This is a genomic window from Frankia sp. CeD (genome assembly GCF_000732115.1).
Taxonomy (GTDB): domain Bacteria; phylum Actinomycetota; class Actinomycetes; order Frankiales; family Frankiaceae; genus Frankia; species Frankia casuarinae.
The window spans coordinates 1-16,577 of record NZ_JPGU01000050.1 but is presented as its reverse complement, the minus strand read 5'-3'; the positions used below and the strand labels follow the sequence as shown (position 1 = coordinate 16,577).

At 70.0% G+C, this 16,577-nt stretch carries 11 protein-coding genes and 1 pseudogene; 7 read left to right on the top strand and 5 right to left on the bottom strand.

Annotated elements, in window-relative coordinates; translation table 11 throughout:
* The first annotated feature begins 208 nt into the window (after positions 1 to 208).
* On the top strand, positions 209 to 439 hold the full coding sequence (locus CED_RS23020) for a hypothetical protein (RefSeq protein WP_023841454.1): 231 nt from the start codon (positions 209 to 211) through the stop codon (positions 437 to 439).
* A gap of 1,871 nt (positions 440 to 2,310) precedes the next feature.
* On the opposite strand, the pseudogene CED_RS18630 reads toward CED_RS23020, so the two are convergent.
* A pseudogene (locus CED_RS18630) lies at positions 2,311 to 3,309 on the bottom strand (molybdopterin dinucleotide binding domain-containing protein); the annotation flags it as partial.
* A 462-nt stretch (positions 3,310 to 3,771) separates the two neighbouring features.
* Between CED_RS18630 and CED_RS18620 the strand changes: the two are divergent.
* Entirely contained in the window at positions 3,772 to 4,338 is a 567-nt protein-coding gene (locus CED_RS18620; protein ID WP_023841451.1) for a YceI family protein, read from the top strand.
* A 122-nt stretch (positions 4,339 to 4,460) separates the two neighbouring features.
* On the opposite strand, the gene CED_RS18615 is transcribed toward CED_RS18620, so the two are convergent.
* Positions 4,461 to 4,817, bottom strand: coding sequence for a helix-turn-helix domain-containing protein (locus CED_RS18615; protein ID WP_035733319.1), 357 nt, complete (start codon positions 4,815 to 4,817; stop codon positions 4,461 to 4,463).
* Between the two features lie 394 nt (positions 4,818 to 5,211).
* Here CED_RS18615 and CED_RS18610 point away from each other — a divergent pair, with 394 nt between their 5' ends.
* From CED_RS18610 to CED_RS18600, 3 genes are all read left to right on the top strand, one after another.
* Positions 5,212 to 6,789 carry a N,N-dimethylformamidase beta subunit family domain-containing protein gene (locus tag CED_RS18610; protein WP_235187142.1) on the top strand — a complete coding sequence of 526 codons (1,578 nt, stop codon included), beginning with the start codon at positions 5,212 to 5,214 and terminating at the stop codon, positions 6,787 to 6,789.
* Between the two features lie 218 nt (positions 6,790 to 7,007).
* A complete protein-coding gene (locus CED_RS18605) occupies positions 7,008 to 7,598 on the top strand; it encodes a hypothetical protein (RefSeq protein WP_232235147.1) in 591 nt (196 codons plus the stop codon).
* A gap of 187 nt (positions 7,599 to 7,785) precedes the next feature.
* The gene (locus CED_RS18600; RefSeq protein ID WP_035912784.1) at positions 7,786 to 9,687 is read left to right on the top strand and encodes a DUF2142 domain-containing protein; all 1,902 of its coding nucleotides are present in this window, start codon (positions 7,786 to 7,788) and stop codon (positions 9,685 to 9,687) included.
* A gap of 342 nt (positions 9,688 to 10,029) precedes the next feature.
* Here the strand turns inward: CED_RS18600 and CED_RS18595 are convergent, their stop codons facing one another.
* Together CED_RS18595 and CED_RS18590 are read right to left on the bottom strand one after the other, a co-directional pair.
* Positions 10,030 to 12,249 carry an NADP-dependent isocitrate dehydrogenase gene (locus tag CED_RS18595; RefSeq protein WP_035912782.1) on the bottom strand — a complete coding sequence of 740 codons (2,220 nt, stop codon included), beginning with the start codon at positions 12,247 to 12,249 and terminating at the stop codon, positions 10,030 to 10,032.
* A 459-nt stretch (positions 12,250 to 12,708) separates the two neighbouring features.
* Positions 12,709 to 13,125, bottom strand: a complete 417-nt coding sequence (locus CED_RS18590; protein ID WP_035733326.1) for a hypothetical protein — start codon at positions 13,123 to 13,125, stop codon at positions 12,709 to 12,711.
* A 336-nt stretch (positions 13,126 to 13,461) separates the two neighbouring features.
* Here CED_RS18590 and CED_RS18585 point away from each other — a divergent pair, with 336 nt between their 5' ends.
* Both CED_RS18585 and CED_RS18575 read left to right on the top strand, forming a co-directional pair.
* Positions 13,462 to 14,307 carry an isocitrate lyase/phosphoenolpyruvate mutase family protein gene (locus CED_RS18585; protein ID WP_035912780.1) on the top strand — a complete coding sequence of 282 codons (846 nt, stop codon included), beginning with the start codon at positions 13,462 to 13,464 and terminating at the stop codon, positions 14,305 to 14,307.
* A gap of 512 nt (positions 14,308 to 14,819) precedes the next feature.
* On the top strand, positions 14,820 to 16,079 hold the full coding sequence (locus CED_RS18575; protein ID WP_035912777.1) for an epoxide hydrolase family protein: 1,260 nt from the start codon (positions 14,820 to 14,822) through the stop codon (positions 16,077 to 16,079).
* A 187-nt stretch (positions 16,080 to 16,266) separates the two neighbouring features.
* On the opposite strand, the gene CED_RS18570 is transcribed toward CED_RS18575, so the two are convergent.
* The gene (locus CED_RS18570; protein ID WP_011436614.1) at positions 16,267 to 16,479 is read right to left on the bottom strand and encodes a hypothetical protein; all 213 of its coding nucleotides are present in this window, start codon (positions 16,477 to 16,479) and stop codon (positions 16,267 to 16,269) included.
* Between the last annotated feature and the right edge of the window lie 98 nt (positions 16,480 to 16,577).

Below are 16,577 nucleotides of genomic sequence, written 5' to 3'. Positions count from 1 at the left end.
CACGTGGCCTCTTTCCTGCATGTGGCTTCCTTCCCGCGTGTGCATTGCGATGCCGGTGACGCTAGAAGTGGGCCTGTCGCCACGCCGGTGATCCTAAAAGTGGGCCTGTCCAGGATGAATGCGGTCAGCGGGTCGAGCCGGGCGGTGAAAACCACCGCGCACGGGATTCGGACGGCTCACCGGCTCTCGCCGGATCACCCTCCCTATAATGTCTTCGGACAGACCATCTACGCGAGGGGTTATCATCCGGCACACGCTAACGCCACTCGGCGACGGCCGGACCGCGGTCGTCCACCGGTTGGAGATCGCCGGCCCGGGAGTCGACGAGGTGGGCCCGGAGCTGGGTCCACAGATCAGCGAGGATTTCCCGGCGGCGATGGCGGACCTGTTCGCCGCCGCCCGGCTGCGCGGTGCCGCGCAAGGGGTCTCCGGGTCGTGACCCGGTTCGTGGGAAGCCCGGCGAGCAGTCCGGCCTCTATCGGCAGTCGATCCCCGGAAAGGGTCGCCGCGGCGACACCCGCGCCCCACCGCCGAGGGAGGCCGCGGGAAAGTGCTCCGGTGGTTGTTACCATGCTCCCCATGGGCTTCGGGAAAATCACGGCGTTTATCCCCTTGGAGGGAAATCTATAATGCTAGTGATGAAATCGGTCACGATTGCCCCGATCCGACCTCCGCCAGCTCCCCCGGGATGCGGGAAACCGCCCCGGAAACCGNGGAGCAGACGCAGCAGAACGAGCTGATCGGGCCGGCCGCCCGGCTGGCGACCTGGGTGTTCGTCGGCTGTTATCTGGTCTGCACCGTTCCGGTCTCCCCAACGGCCAGGGTGGGCATCCCGACCACAAAGATCCAGGTTTTTCTCTATTCCTTTCTCGCGGTGCTCTCCCTGGTCTCGCGCCGCAACGGTGCCACCTTCGTCCACAGCGCGCTGCGCAGCCTGTCGGCCGTACTTTTCATCGCGGCGGTCATGTGCTTTTACTCCCTTGCCCCGATGGGCCCGATGGGCCCGATGGGCCCGGACGGCGCGGCCGAATACCTCGCGGCAAGCCTGCGGTTCGGCGTCTTCTACGCCTCGATCGCCGTCTTTGCGGCATTCTTCTTCGATCGCCGCCACCTCGAACACGTCTTCTGGCGGATGTCATTGGGCTGCGCGTGGATCGCCTTGGCCGGCTATGCCGTCGCCGCCGTCCTACCGGCGCCGGTGTGGGTAGACGCCGGCTCCGGCGGCACGCCCCGGCTGCGCGGGCTGCTGGCCGAGCCCTCGTCCTGGGCCCCGGTCATCTCCGTGCTGATCCTGCTGGCGGTCCGGCGCAGGTCGTGGCGAAACCTGGCACTCGTCGTCCTCGCCGGTCTGCTGACCAAATCNCCCACGGTCCTGCTCACCGCCGCTATCAGCCTGATCTTCTGTTATCTCAACGGGATTCGAGCGGTGGCTGCCCGGGGCCGCCGGACGATCGTCCTCGCCGCCGTCCTGCCACTGACCGTCGTCGGGATCGGCCGGATCGACCCGACCGGCTACCTGGCCAGCAACAACGGCCTGACGGTCGCGTTCGGCCGGCTCGTCGCCGGACTCGATGCGCTGGGCGATGACACGGCACCCGCCACCGCCAACGGCCGTTACACGAGCGCGCGGATCGTCATGGCCGAGGCTCGGCAGAACGGTCATCCGAACATCGGCTACGGCCCGAACTCGAACTCCGTCTATCTCGCCCAGAAATACGGTGACGACCGGAACTACGCGGCCAACTCCCTCTACGTGACCTGGCTGTTCGACTTCGGTCGGATCGGCGCGTACGCTTTGTTGGCAGCGATCTTCCTGGTCCTGCTGCGGCTGGTCAAACGGCCGGCATCGGCCGCCCTCTTCATACCCTTCCTGGTCGCTTCCCTCATCAACTCCGCGCAGGGTTTCGAACTGTTCAAGTTCGCCTTCGTCCCCGTCCTGCTCTACCTGTTCGGCTGGGAGCGCCGCATCCNCCCCGGCAACCGCCGTCAAGAACCCGATCTCGCACGACGCAGACCAGCCACCCCCGCAGGCGCCGCGGACGCTCTGCCCCGGCGGGGGGCTTCCGCCGGCAGATCGACGCCGGCGACGGCCTGATCCAGCCGCCGGAACACACCCCTGCGCCGGGGCTTCGAGTGGGCGCATCTGACACCCTCGCGTCCTGGATCGACCGATACGCCCAGCCGGGCGACCCATTGGACCCGCCCACAGGCCGGACCGGGCACAGGAGCGACCAGATGATCATATGGACCCGCCCCCACCGTGGCTGACCGGCCGTTGGATACCTCCGACTCGCCCGTGCCGGCCCGGTCTCAGCCTGCCTCCAGGCGGATGATCAGGGATTTCGAGGTGGGGGTGTTGCTGCGGGCGGCGGTGCTGTCGAGGGGGACCAGGACGTTGGTCTCCGGGAAGTAGGCGGCGGCGCAGCCGCGGGCGGTCGGGTAGGCCACGACGCGAAAGTTCTCCGCGCGCCGGTCCATCCCGTCCGTCCAGACCCCAACGAGGTCGACGTGGGTGCCGTCGGCGATACCGAGGTCGTCGAGGTCGTCCGGGTGGACGAACACGACGCGCCGGCCGCGGCGCACCCCGCGGTACCGGTCGTCCATGCCGTAGATCGTCGTGTTGTACTGGTCGTGGGAGCGGACGGTCTGCAACAGCAGGTGTCCCGGCGGGACCCGCAGCACCTCACAGGTGTTGACCGTCAGCGCGGCCCGCCCGCTCGGCGTCGGGAACGTCCGGCTGTCCCGCGGCGGGNGCGGGNGCGGGNATCCCCCCAGCTCGGCCAGGCCCGCCTCGTAATCGGTGAACCCGGGGACGACCCGGGCGATGTGGGCGCGGATCCGCCGGTAGTCCCCGGCGAGCCCCACCCGGTCCGCTGTCCCCGATTCGGCCACCTCCGGCTGGCCGGCCAGGGTGGCCGCCGCGACGCCGCAGACGATCGCCACCTCCGAGCGCAGCCCCGGGCCGGCCGGCGCCAGACCGCCGCGGGAGGCGTGCACCATCCCCATCGAGTCCTCGACGCTGACCTGCTGCGGTCCGGCGGCCTGCACGTCGATCTCCGTACGGCCCAGCGCCGGCAGGATCAACGCCGCCCGGCCCGTCACCACATGCGACCGGTTCAGCGTCGTCGACACCTGGACCGTCAGCCGGCACGACCGCATCGCCGCCTCCGTCACCGCGGTGTCCGGGCTCGCGGCCACGAAGTTCCCGCCCATGCCGAGGAACACCCTCACCCGGCCGTCGCGCATCGCCCGGATCGTCCCCACCGCATCGAACCCGTGGCGGCGCGGCGGGGTGAAGGCGAACTCGGCCACCGACCGCTCCCCCACCGGCGGATCCGGCCACGCGCACCCCGGACAGTCAAACCCGTGATCCTGGTTCACCAGCCGCAACGTCCGCACCCCCGGGCCGGCCCCATCCGCTCCCACGACCGCGCCACCGCATGCCCCANCCCCGCCAGCCCCGCCGCCGCCGACGCCGGCTCCTCCACCCGCAGGTCGGCGTCCTCGTCACCGCCGGCCCCGGCACGCACCCCGGCCCCGGCACGCNCCCCGGCCGCCGCTTCGAAAGCCTCACTCCGCCTACGCGACATGACTGACACCCCCATGAGGACAGGCACCGGCACCGGCATTGAACCGGTACCAACATTGAACCGACAGCGGGCCAGGGCCCCGCTACCCCTTGTCTTTCGTTAGCCGCTAATGTTTTGTAGGGGTACCGTTGCAGCCGCAACGGCCACCGCCCCATTAGTCGATCATCGACCTGGAGGTCCCGTGACCGCGCCATCCCCGTCCGACGTCGCTCCGCTGCCTCTGGCCGCCGGCACCTGGACGCTCGACCCCGCGCACTCGGGCGTGAACTTCCAGATTCGCCATCTCGGCGTCACCAACGTCCGCGGGCGCTTCGACACGTTCTCCGCGACGCTGTCGGTCGGCGACACCCTGGAGTCGGTGTCCGTCGGCGCCGAGATCGACCTGGCCTCGATCAACACCAACCAGCCCGACCGGGACGCGCACCTGCGTTCCGCCGACTTCTTCGACCTCGCGTCCCATCCGTCCATCACGTTCACCTCGACGTCCGTCACGGGCAGCGACGAGGAGTACGAACTCGCCGGCGATCTCTCGATCAACGGCGTGACCAGACCCGTCACCCTGGCGGTCGAGTTCTACGGGGTCGACACTCACCCCGTAGATGGCCGCGTCCGGTCCGGCTTCGCCGCGACGACCGAGATCCGCCGCGGCGACTATGGCATCACCTTCAACCTGCCGCTCGGTGCCGGCAGGCTCGCCCTCTCCGACAAGGTCAAGATCGAGCTCGACCTGCAGTTCATCGCCCCCTGATCAACCCGGCTCCCCAACCGGTCCCGCGCCGTCGCGAGCCCGCGCCCCGAGATCATCCGGGCTCGCGACGGAGGCCGCGGGCACCTCCACCGGCCCGGCAAGCCCCGGTCAGCAAGCCCCGGTCAGGGGGTCCTGGGACACGGCGGCTCCCCGCGCGCGACGAGATGCTCCTGCGCCCACACCTCCAGCTCGTGCAGCGCCGTGCGCAGCCCCTCGCCCCGCCGGGTGAGCCGATAACGCGTCGCCACCGGCGGCCCCTCGAGAACCTCACGCTCCACGAGGCCGGCCTGGACGAGTTCGGTGAGGCGGCCCGACAGCATCCGCTCGCTCACCCCCGGCACCAGCTTCGCTATCTCGGAGAACCTCGCCGGGCCAGCCATCAGCGTACTGATGATCAGACCGCTCCACCGCTTCCCCAGCAGCGCGAAGACCGGAGTCAGCGCCTGACAGCTCACGCCGTCCTCCGGCCTCGCAACCATCCGGTCATAGTAGGTGCCCGACGCATCACGGGTGCCTCGGCGCAGCGCAGGTCACGACGCAGCGCAGGTCACGACGCAGCGCAGGTCACGACGCAGGACAGGGTCACGACGCAGGACAGGGTCACAGCGCGCTGGGCGGGTCCCCCGGGCCTGCGGCTACGGTTGACCCGCCACATCCTCGCACTGAGCCATCAGGTCGATCGGATAGCGATCCGGCACGGGAGCGAGGTGAAGATCGGGTAGGGACGGGGGCGGCTTGCGATCGCAGATTGCGTCGGGACTGCGGGTTACGTGGTGGTCGCGGCAGGACAGGCGCCCGACCGGCGGCCGCATCGTCCCCTCCGGCATCGTCCGGTCGGGCATCGTCCGGTCGGGCGCCGTGCGATCCCGTCCCGTGTCACCCCGTGTCGCGTTGACGGCCGTCGCGCTGGTCGGCCTGATCGGGCTGGTCGGCACCGGTTGTGACGGCTCATCGCCCGCGGCGGGTAACCGGCCGTCGGCCGGTACCGACGCGTCGGGCGGGTCCGGGAGACCCACGGAGCCGGACACGCCCGCCGGGTTCGACGTCAAGGCCGAAAACGCCCGGCCCGGCGCCGACTGCGGGCTGGCCCGGCTCGGCGAGGGCCACGCGGTCGAGGGCTGGCTGGACCGGGTCGGCGTCGACCCCGGTCAGCCCGTACGGTTGTTCGCCTCCACCACGGCGAGCCGGCTCGCCGTCTCGGTGTTCCGGATCGGCTGGTACGGCGGCCACACCTGCCGGCTCATCACCCGGCGGGAGGAGCTGCCCGGCCGGGTCCAGCCGTCGGCGGCGATGAACGCGACGACGAACACCGTGTCGGCCGCGTCGTGGGCCCCGACCGTGACCTTCGACACGGCGACGTGGCCGCCGGGCGACTACCTGTTCCGCCTCGACAGCAGCAACGGATTCCAGTCGTACGTGCCGTTGACGGTGCGCAGCCCGTCCGCGCAGGGCAGGATCGTGATCCTCAACTCGGTCACCACCTGGCAGGCGTACAACGCCTGGGGAGGCTACAGCCTTTACCACGGGCTGCGGGGTTTCGCCGACCGCGCCCGCGTCGTCTCGTTCGACCGGCCCTACGGCTACGGCGACGGTGCCGCGGACTTCACCGGGAACGAGGCGCCCCTGGTGACGCTGGCAGAGCGGCTCGGCCTGCCGCTCGCCTATGCCACCGACATCGACCTGCATGCCGAGCCGCGGCTGTTCGACGGTGCCCGCGCGGTGATCNCGCTGGGGCACGACGAGTACTACTCGCCGCGGATGCGGGCGACGCTGACCGCCGCCCGGGACGCCGGGGCGAACATCGCCTTCCTCGGCGCCAACGCCGTATACCGCCGGATCCGGCTCGCGCCCACGCCCCATGGGCCCGACCGGCTGGAAACGGGCTACAAGGTCGCCAACGAGGACCCCCTGTACGGGCGGGACAACAGCCAGATCACCGCGAACTGGCCGTCGCCGCCGAACGCCGACCCGGAGAGCTCGCTCACCGGCGGCATGTACCAGTGCAACCCGGTGCACGCCGATCTGGTGGTGACCAACCCCGGTCACTGGCTGCTGGCCGGCACGGGGCTGGCGGCGGGCAGCCGGATCCCGGGCATGATCGGGTCCGAATATGATCGCGTCGATCCCAACCGGCCGACGCCACAGATGATCGAAGTGCTGGCCCACTCGCCGGTGGCCTGCCACGGTCAGGCCGACTACTCCGACGTCAGCTACTACACGGCGCCGTCCGGGGCCGGTGTCTTCGACGCCGGCACCAGCGCGTGGGTGTGCGCCCTGCTCGATGTCTGCGGGCCGGGCGCCCATGGGGAGCCGGTGCAGCGGTTCGTCACCCAGGTCACCACCACCCTGCTGCAGGCCTTCGCCGCGGGGCCGGCCGGGCGGGTCCACCCCGCGGCCCGGTCCGTCCCGGCCGAGGCCCGCAGCACGCCGGTCACCGGCAGCGAACGCTGACCCGAAACCCCGTTGTGCCGCCGTCTGCCTGCCTGCCCACCTGCCCGTCTGCCTGCCTGCCCGTCTGCCTGCCTGCCCACCTGCCCGTTTGCCCCATCCGCTCCGATCCAGGGCCTACTCGTCTAGAGTCACCCATCGCACGCGTAACGCCGTAGATCGTTCGCCGGACATCCGCGATGCCGGCGAACGCTGTCGAAAGTAGGTAGTGGATGTCTTCGATGATCGCCAGACCGGCGGGCCGCGCATCACGATGGGGAATCGTCCTGCTGGTGGCGCTGCTCCCGGCCGTGCTGCTCGGGGCGTGCAACTCCTCGAACGGCGGCTCCAAGACCGTGCAGGGCGCCACGGCATCCAGCTCGACGGGCACCGACGACGACTCCGAGTACAGCGGTGCCTGCCCGACGGGCGGCAACAGCAGGGCCTTCGCCAAGACGCGGTTCGCGGTGCACGCGGGCCTCGCGCTCGGGGCCTTCCACCGGTACATCTACAAGCCGGCGAAGAACGGCGGCTTCCGATCCGGAGCCCCGAAACGGAAACGTACCTACGCCAAGGCCGCGGTCGCCGGCGTGTTCACCGTCCACGAACTCAAGGTCGCCAAGAAGTTCGCCCTGGCCAACCCGTCACTGTGCAACGCGGTGCAGTCAATCAGCGACAAGTTCAACACCCTCACCGGGAAGTTGAAGAACGGCACCGCGACGGATGCCGACATCAACTCCGAGGAGAACCTCTTCACCGCTTTCCAGCAGACCGCCGGACAGGCCGGTTTCGGCTTCACGGAGAAGAACGTCACGGTGCCCGGCGCCGGCTGAGTTCCGCTCCGCCCCGCCGCCCCGCCGCCCCGCCGCCTCGCCGTTCCGCCCGGCGGGCCCTGGTGGCGACCCGCGGACGATCGGCCCGGTCCCGCCAATCCGCCAATCATGCAGTGGAGTTAGATAAGCGTGACAGGGTGCGATGGGGCGAGGGAACCATCGGACGTCGGGGCGCGACGGGGGAGTCATGGCCGGTGGACCGGAGTGCCGTTCGGCGACGGACCGTCCCGGCAGTGCCGCGCATCACCGGAGTGGCCGAAGTAGCTGGCCGGGCTGGCGGGGCCGGCCGGGCTGGCCGGGCCGGCGGGGCCGGCTGCGTGGCACGGCCGACCGGTCCCCGGGTGCGTCCCGGCTGCCTCCCCGGCTTCTCGTCGCGGGGTTCCTCCTGCTCGTCGCGGCCTGGGTCGCCACCAACCCGCCGGGGTTCGGCCCCGACGAGCCCGCCCACTTCGTGAAGGCGGTCGGCGCGGGCACCGGACAATGGACGGGAACACCCGGCAGGCTGGCACATCCGTCGTTCGGCAACGGACCGGGCCGCGCCGAACGGATCGACTGGATCNATCGCAACAGCCGCGTCTTCGCCCTGCCCGCCGGGCTCAACCCTGGCGCGGCGGGGTTGCCCTGCGACCTCTTCCGCGACTGGGTGTCCGTCGCGTGCCTCGACCGTCCGCGCCCCCGGCCGCCGGCGACGCGGGCCCTCAGTTACGTGGGCACCTATGAGCCCTATCTCTACGCGGTCGAGGGTGCCGTGATGATCCACACGCACACGGCGGACGGCGCGCTCTACGCCGGGCGGGCGACCTCGGCTGCCATCGTGGTGACGCTGTTGACGATCATTATCTTCGCCTCCTGGGATTCCCGCGCCGGACTGCTCTCGGTCGGCGGCGTGCTGCTGGCGGTCTCGCCGATGGCGTTGTTCCTGGGTTCCGTCCTCGGCACGAACGGGATGGAGATCGCGGGCGCGACCGCGTTGTTCACCCTGGCGCTGCGACTCGGTCGACCGGGCGCGCCGCCGAGGTGGATCTGGCCCGCCCTCGGCCTCGTCGCCGCGCTGGTGGCGTTGTCCCGGCCGTCCGGTCCCCTGTGGGTGCTGCTCNCCCCGATGATCGCCGCCGGTCTCGCGGCCCCCCGCGCGCGGGCGCGGGCCGTCGATGCGGTACCCGCCGTCGAGCAGCCCCGGCCGGTCGAGCGGCCCCGGTCAACAGAAGGGACCCAGCCAACGGAGGGGCCCCGGCGGCACCGGCTGGTCGGGTGGCTCTCGGTTCCGTGGATCGCCCTCGCCGTGGCCGGGGTCGTCGCGACCGCGGTCTGGGAGAGGCGCGTGCAGCCACACCCGGGGATACGCCGTGAGCTCGCGGAGCAGGGGCTGCGGCAGCTGTCGTCCGACGCGCCCGCCTGGGCACGGCAGTGGGTCGGGGTGTTCGGCTGGGCGAGCCTGCGGATGCCCTCGTTCGCCTACTGGACGTGGGGCGCGTGCCTGCTGGTCCTGCTCGGTGCGGCGTTCGTCGTGGGAACCTGGCGGCAGCGGATCCGCCTCGGCGCGGTGCTGATCGGCGTGGTGGCGGTGGCGGTGGTGCTCGACGTGCTGGTCCTGCGGCAGACGCGCTTCCCGGTTTACGGGCGGTACCTGCTGCNGATCGCGGTGCTGGTACCCCTGGCGGCCGGGGAGATCCTGACCCGGCGGGCCGCGCGTATCCCCGCGACCCTGCGCCGGGCGGGGCCCGCCGTCGCCGTCATGGCGGTGGTCGCGGTGCATGCCGTCGGCCTGTGGACGGACTGGCAGCGCAGCGCCGTGGGCAGCTATGGACCGGCCTGGTTCCTGGGCTCGTCGCAGTGGAATCCTCCGGGTGGCTGGGTCCCCTGGATGGCCCTGGCGGGAGCCGGTGCCTGCTGCCTGCTCGCCGCCGCGGCGGCCGGGCTGTGGCGGCCGGGCCGCGGCGTTCGCCCGCATCGCCCGGCGGCGGGGACGCGTCAGATCAGGGCCCGGCCGGTCCGGGTCACGAGATGTCCAGGACCTTCAGCGGCGCCGGCAGGACCGCATCGGCGACCCGCCGCTCCGCCGGCGACAGGCCCGGCAACCGGGACCTGATCAACTCCAGCGCGTCGTCATCACCGACCAGCCCGAAACCCTGCTCAATATCACTGACTGGCCCGGAAAATCGCTCAACTACCCGGCTGACGCTAGGCGCCGCCCATGAACCTCAACAGACATGTTGATGACGGAATAACAATCCATATGCCGGTTCATCGTTGGAGCGAAGTTCCGCCGCGGCAGATGGAGGCCATTGCGCTACACGGAGTCACGGCATGGCCGCTGCCGACGACGGGAGGGCCCCGGGTCCGGGTCCGGACCCGGAGGCCGGGGCCCTCCTCTCATCGCGTTATCGCGTGGGATCCCCCTCCTTGGCGTGGGACCCTCGCTCGGGTCTCGTCAGCCGAGGCTGGCGATGGCCTCGTTGAAGATCTTCGACGGACGCATGACGGCCGCGGCCTTGACGGGGTCGGGCTGGTAGTACCCCCCGATGTCGGCAGGCGAGCCCTGGACCGCGATCAGTTCGTCGACGATCGCCTTCTCCTGGTCGGCGAGCGTCTTGGCGAGACCGGCGAACGCCTCCGCGAGACGGGGGTCGCCGATCTGCGCGGCCAGCTCCTGCGCCCAGTAGAGCGCCAGGTAGAAATGGCTGCCGCGGTTGTCGAGGCCACCCAGCCGGCGGCTGGGCGACTTGTCCTCGTTGAGGAAGGTGGCGGTCGCGCGGTCGAGGGTGTCGGCGAGCACCTGGGCACGCGCGTTGCCCGTCGTCCGCGCGAACTGCTCGAAGCTGGCCGCGAGCGCCAGGAACTCGCCCAGGCTGTCCCAGCGCAGGTAGTTCTCCCTGAGCAGCTGCTGGACGTGCTTGGGCGCGGAGCCGCCGGCGCCGGTCTCGAACAGGCCGCCACCGTTCATGAGCGGGACGATCGAGAGCATCTTGGCACTCGTGCCGAGCTCCAGGATCGGGAACAGGTCGGTCAGATAGTCACGCAGCACGTTGCCGGTGACTGAGATCGTGTTCTCGCCGCGGCGGATCCGCTCCAGTGAGAACGCGATCGCGTCGACCGGAGCCTTGATCTCGATCCGCAGCCCGGAGGTGTCGTGCCCGGGCAGATACGCCCGGACCTTCTCGATCAGCCTCGCGTCGTGGGCGCGGTTCTCGTCGAGCCAGAACACCGCCGGGTCACCGGTGGCGCGGGCGCGCGCGACGGCGAGCTTCACCCAGTCCCGGATCGGCGCGTCCTTGGTCTGGCAGGCGCGAAAGATGTCGCCGGCGGCGACCGCCTGCTCCAGCACCACGGTGCCGGCCTGGTCGACGATCCGCACCGTGCCCGTGGTGGGGATCTCGAAGGTCTTGTCGTGGCTGCCGTACTCCTCGGCCTTCTGCGCCATCAGGCCGACGTTGGCCACCGAGCCCATCGTCGCGGGGTCGTAGGCGCCGTGCGCCCGGCAGTCGTCGATGGCGACCTGGTAGATGCCGGCGTAGCTCGAGTCGGGCAGGACCGCCAGGGTGTCCGCCTCCCGGCCGTCCGGGCCCCACATGTGGCCGGAGGTACGGATCATGGCCGGCATGGAGGCGTCGACGATGACGTCGCTGGGCACGTGCAGGTTGGTGATGCCGCGGTCGGAGTCGACCATTGCCAGGGCGGGGCCCTCGGCGAGCTCCGCGGCGAAGGAGGCCTTGATCTGCGCGCCCTCGGGCAGCGATTCCAGGCCCTTGAGGATACCGCCGAGCCCGTCGTTCGGGGACAGGCCGGCCGCGGCGAGCGTCGCGCCGTGGGTGGCGAACGTCTTCGGGAAGAAGGCCCGTACCACGTGGCCGAAGATGATCGGGTCGGAGACCTTCATCATCGTGGCCTTCAGGTGCACCGAAAACAGCACGCCCTCGGCCTTGGCCCGGGCGATCTGCGCGGTGAGGAACTCGCGCAGCGCGGCCACCCGCAGGACGGCCGCGTCCACTNCCTCGCCCGCCAGCACCGGCAGGGACGGGAGCAGGACGGTGGTGCTGCCGTCGTCACCCGCAAGCTCGATGCGCAGCGTGCCGGCCGCGGCGATGATCGTGGACTTCTCGGTGGAGCGGAAGTCGCCGGCGCCCATCGTGGCGACGTTCGTCTTCGAGTCGGGTGTCCACGCGCCCATCCGGTGCGGGTGGGTCCGGGCGTAGTTCTTCACCGAGGCCGGGGCGCGGCGGTCGGAGTTGCCCTCGCGCAGCACCGGGTTGACGGCGCTGCCCTTCACCTTGTCATAACGGGCGCGGATCTCCCGCTCCTCGTCGGTCTTCGGGTCGTCCGGGTAGTCCGGCAGCGCATAGCCCCGCTTCTGCAGCTCGACGATCGCCGCCTTCAGCTGCGGAATCGAAGCCGAGATGTTCGGCAGCTTGATGATGTTCGCCTCGGGCGTCCTGGCCAGCTCACCGAGCTCGACGAGCGCGTCCTCGATGCGCTGGGCCTCCTCGAGATCCTCGGGGAAACTGGCGATGATCCGCCCCGCCAGGGAGATGTCGCGGCTGTCGACACTAACCCCGGCCGTCGCGGCGTACGCCTGGACCACGGGCAGGAACGAGTACGTCGCCAGGGCCGGAGCCTCGTCAGTGTGTGTATAGATGATGGTCGAGTCAGTCACCGATACTCCGCTTCGCGTCTGTTTCATCTGGGTATCAAGGTATGCCCTGAACGCCCGCTCCACCGGGGTCCTCGCCGGGCCGGGGCTGTCGGCAGCGGCACCCCACCGACCAGCATGATCGCCATATCGGGTCTCCTCGCGCGCGGGGCTCGGTGACGCTCCGGACAACCCGGGCACGCGGTCGCCGACCGGTTCCGGACGGCCCGGCTCGCCGTCCACGGGGCCAACCTAGGAGCCAACTTCGGGGCCAACTTCGGGGCCAACCTCTCCAAACGCAACGCGACCATCTCCTCCGGACTCGCCGCGGTGGGGGCCGATGTAGCTTATTTCTTCGGCNATCGCGGCTGCCACCTCCGGATCAGTCGCCGGCCACCGGGTGCGGGTGGGACGGCGCGGGCAGGTGTCGGGCAGGTGTCGCGCAGGTGTCAGGTCCGGGCAGATGTCGGATCCGGGCAGATGTCAGCTACTGCCACCCGCGGTGGCGGACACGACGCGGAGCAGGACGGTCAGGCGGTCCCAGGCGACGAGGGTGGCATCGTCACGCTCCTGGGTGGGCGGTGCCGCGGCGAGAAGCTGCACGGTTTTCACCGCCGCATACAGGTACAGCGGTCGGGGCCGCCAGGCGATCAGCTGCGGGTACGTCTCGTCCAGCGCCCGGTGGACGAGGTACCGGGCCGGGGCGTCAGGTCGATGCTGCCCGGAATCCAGCTGGTGGAGGATGGCGGCGGCAGCATCGACCTCGTCCGCGTCCGGTATCCAGGCGTAGGTCCGCAGGGCGGTCTCCGCTTCGTTGAGCGCCTCGCCCGCGGCTGCTATCGGGTCTCCGTCGCCGTGGGGCACGGGCGGCGGGGCCCAGTCATCGTCGTCGTCGGTCATAGAACCACCGTCCCTCACCGCGGGCGTCCCGGGCTGGCGACTGACGTCCTCCCCGCTCTGAAAGGTGGGCATCCCGACTCCTACGCACCCACCAAAGGGGGCGTGGTGGTGAGGTTCGCGGTTCGTCGGCACAGCCGATGCCATGCCTCCCCGCGCGTTCACCGCACGTCCTGCGGCAATATTCTGGGCGGCGCGTTGATGTCGGCGTTGCGCCGAAACCCGCAGGCGACACCTGCGAAGATGACGCTACCCGCGACGCATCACCGGCCGTCGACCAGCGCGTAGAACTCATCTATCCACGCCGGTGCCCCAACTGCCCCCAGGAAAGTTGATGTGATGGACGACAACACGACCGCGCAACATCGCAAAGCGGTGATATTCCGTGAGCTACACGAGCAGGCCAGTCCGTTTGTCATGGCAAATGCCTGGGACGCCGGAACCGCGCGCCTGCTGACGCAGGCCGGCTTTGTCGCCATCGGAACCACAAGTGCCGGGCTGGCCTTCAGCCACGGTGTGGCCGACGGCGCGAACCTGATCGACCGCACGCTGACTTTTGCCAACGTCCGTGCGATCGCCGCCGCAACCCCGCTACCGGTCTCCGCCGACCTCGAGAGCTGCTTCGCGCAGACACCCAGGGACGTCGAGAAGACCGTTCTGCTGGCCGCCGAGGCTGGAGCCGTCGGGGGGTCCATCGAGGACGCCACCGGAATACCGCAGGCGCCGATCCTGGCCTTGGATGACGCCGTCGCACGAGTCGGCCACGCGGTCGCCGCCGCGCGAAGCCTGCCCTTCCCCTTCGTCATCACGGCACGCGCCGAAAACTTTCTCTACGGCCACCCCGATCTCGAAGATACGATACGTCGCCTTCAGGCGTACGCGGCGGCCGGCGCCGATGTGCTTTACGCCCCGGGCCTGCTGGGCCCGGACTCCATCCGCGAGGTCTGTAAGCGGGTCCAGGGCCCGGTGAACGTCCTGGTGGGCCCGCCCCCGTTCCCGTCGGTGACCGAACTGGGCCTGCTCGGTGTCNGCCGCATCAGTTTCGGCTCCCTCCTGCCGCGTATCGCTCTCGCGGCCGTGCTGCGCGCGGCCCGGGAGATCCACGAAGAAGGTACGTTCTCATGCGCCGCCGAGGCGACACCCTATGCGCAGGCCAATCAGATGATGTCCTCGGAGGTGCGGTAGCGCGGGCAGAGGCGGCCGCTCTTCACGGCCGTACGGGTCCGGCGACAGGACCACCGGACCGTGCCGGCAGCACCACCGTCAGCGGTCCCCGGCCCATCGGCGGTCCGCTTCGTCCCATTCCTCGTTGCGCCTGTCCAACCCCTGCCGCCAGTTCTCGGCGTCCGAGGCACTGCCGTAGGGACCCAGGCGCCGATGACCGGGCGCATCCGGCGGGTTCTCCGCGCGTCCGTGGTCGAGACACCACCACCAGCCGGACGGGTTCCAGGCCGAACTGTCCACGGACCCGGACCCGGAACGGGAATGGGCCCGGCGGCGCGCCGCCATCCCTCGTAGCCATGTCCACATAGCCATCTCCTACCCGGGTCACGCCCGCCCGATCCCCACGCGGCGATGTCGTTCCGGCCGAGCCGGACTCACCCGATACGTCGACCGGCTCACCGGTTACGTCGACCGGCGGTAGGAAGACGATGATGCGAAGACGATGATGACGAGACGACAACAAGGAGACGACGATGAGCCACGAAACCACGCCGTCGCACGCCGTCGAGACCCGGCCGTTCCCACTGAAGCNGACGCCGATTCACGTGCCCGACGACGTGCTCGCCGACCTCCAGCGGCGCCTGGAGTTGACTCGCTGGCCGCTCGATGCGGGCAACGAGGACTGGTATTACGGCGTGAACCGCGCCTACCTGCAAGAACTTGTCGACTACTGGCGCACCGGCTACGACTGGCGCAAGTCCGAAGCCGCCATCAACGCCTACGAGCACTACCAGGTCGAGGTCGAAGGCGTGCCGGTGCACTTCATGCGCAAGGCCGGAGTCGGCCCCGATCCGACCCCCCTGATCCTCACCCATGGCTGGCCCTGGACGTTCTGGCACTGGTCCAGGGTCATCGATCCGCTGGCCGACCCCGGCGCGTACGGCGGCGATCCCACCGAAGCATTCGATGTGATCATCCCCTCGTTTCCCGGCTTCGGGTTCTCCGTACCGCTGCCGAACAACCCGGACCTGAACTTCTGGAAGGTCGCCGACCTCTGGCACACCCTCATGACTCAGACCCTCGGCTACGACAGGTACGCCGCCGCCGGCTGNGACGTCGGAGCCCTGGTTACCGGCCAGCTTGGGCACAAGTACGCCGACGAGCTGTACGCCATCCACATTGGCTCCGGCCTGAAGCTCACCCTGTTCAACGGCGACCGGGCCTGGGACCTCAGCGGCGGCCGGCCCATCCCCGACGGCCTTCCTGACGACATCCACGCCCAGATCGTCGCCGTGGAGAGGCGCTTCGCCGTCCACCTCGCCGCGCACGTGCTCGCCCCGAGCACGCTCGCCTACGGGCTGTCCGACTCCCCGGCCGGGATGCTCGCCTGGATACTCGAACGCTGGGTGAAGTGGAGCGACAACGGCGGCGACATCGAGACCGTCTTCACCAAAGACGACCTGCTCACCCATGCCATGATCTTCTGGGTGACCAACGCGATCGGTACCTCGATCCGCACCTACGCCAACAACAACCGCTACCCGTGGACCCCGTCCCACGACCGGCAGCCAGCCATCGAGGCGCCCACCGGCATCACCTTCGTCGGCTATGAAAACCCACCCGGCGTCAGTACCGACCAGCGGGTTCAGAACTTCCTCGACTCCGACCGCGCCGCCTGGTACAACCACGTCAACCTCAACGCCCACGACCACGGCGGCCACTTCATTCCCTGGGAAATCCCCGCTCAATGGGTCGACGACCTGCGGCGTACCTTCCGCGGCCGCCGCTACTGATCTTTAATTCGTGATGTCGCTGGATCATGGTGTTGTGGGTCATGATGGTCGCGGCCGATGCCGGGATCGTGGCCACCGACCCTTCGGCGCCGGCCGGCGAACCTGTAGGGCCCCACGCCAGACATCTTCCGGTCCTCATCCGCACCGCTCTGCCCGACCACGGCCGGATACCCGGGCCGGCCGGTCATCACGAGGCGAGCTGGCCCACGGTGATTCCGATGGCTTCGTAGGTGGCGGCGGCTCGCTGGTCGAGACTCATCAGAGTCGCCTGATGTTCGGCCGCGGTGAAGGCGATCAGGGCGTCGTAGGCCGGGCCGCCCAGGATAAGGAAAGGTCGGTTCGCTGGTTGGTGCGTACCGTCGGTGTCCAGGGAAGTCGGGTGATGCGATCGGTTTTGCACGGCCGGTGTAGGGTAGGCGACTGGCGCGGTGGCATCTCGCTTTAGGCGCGTGGTCCGGTACCTTTGTCCGCGCGGTTTCCCGCCCGTTTCTCATCCCG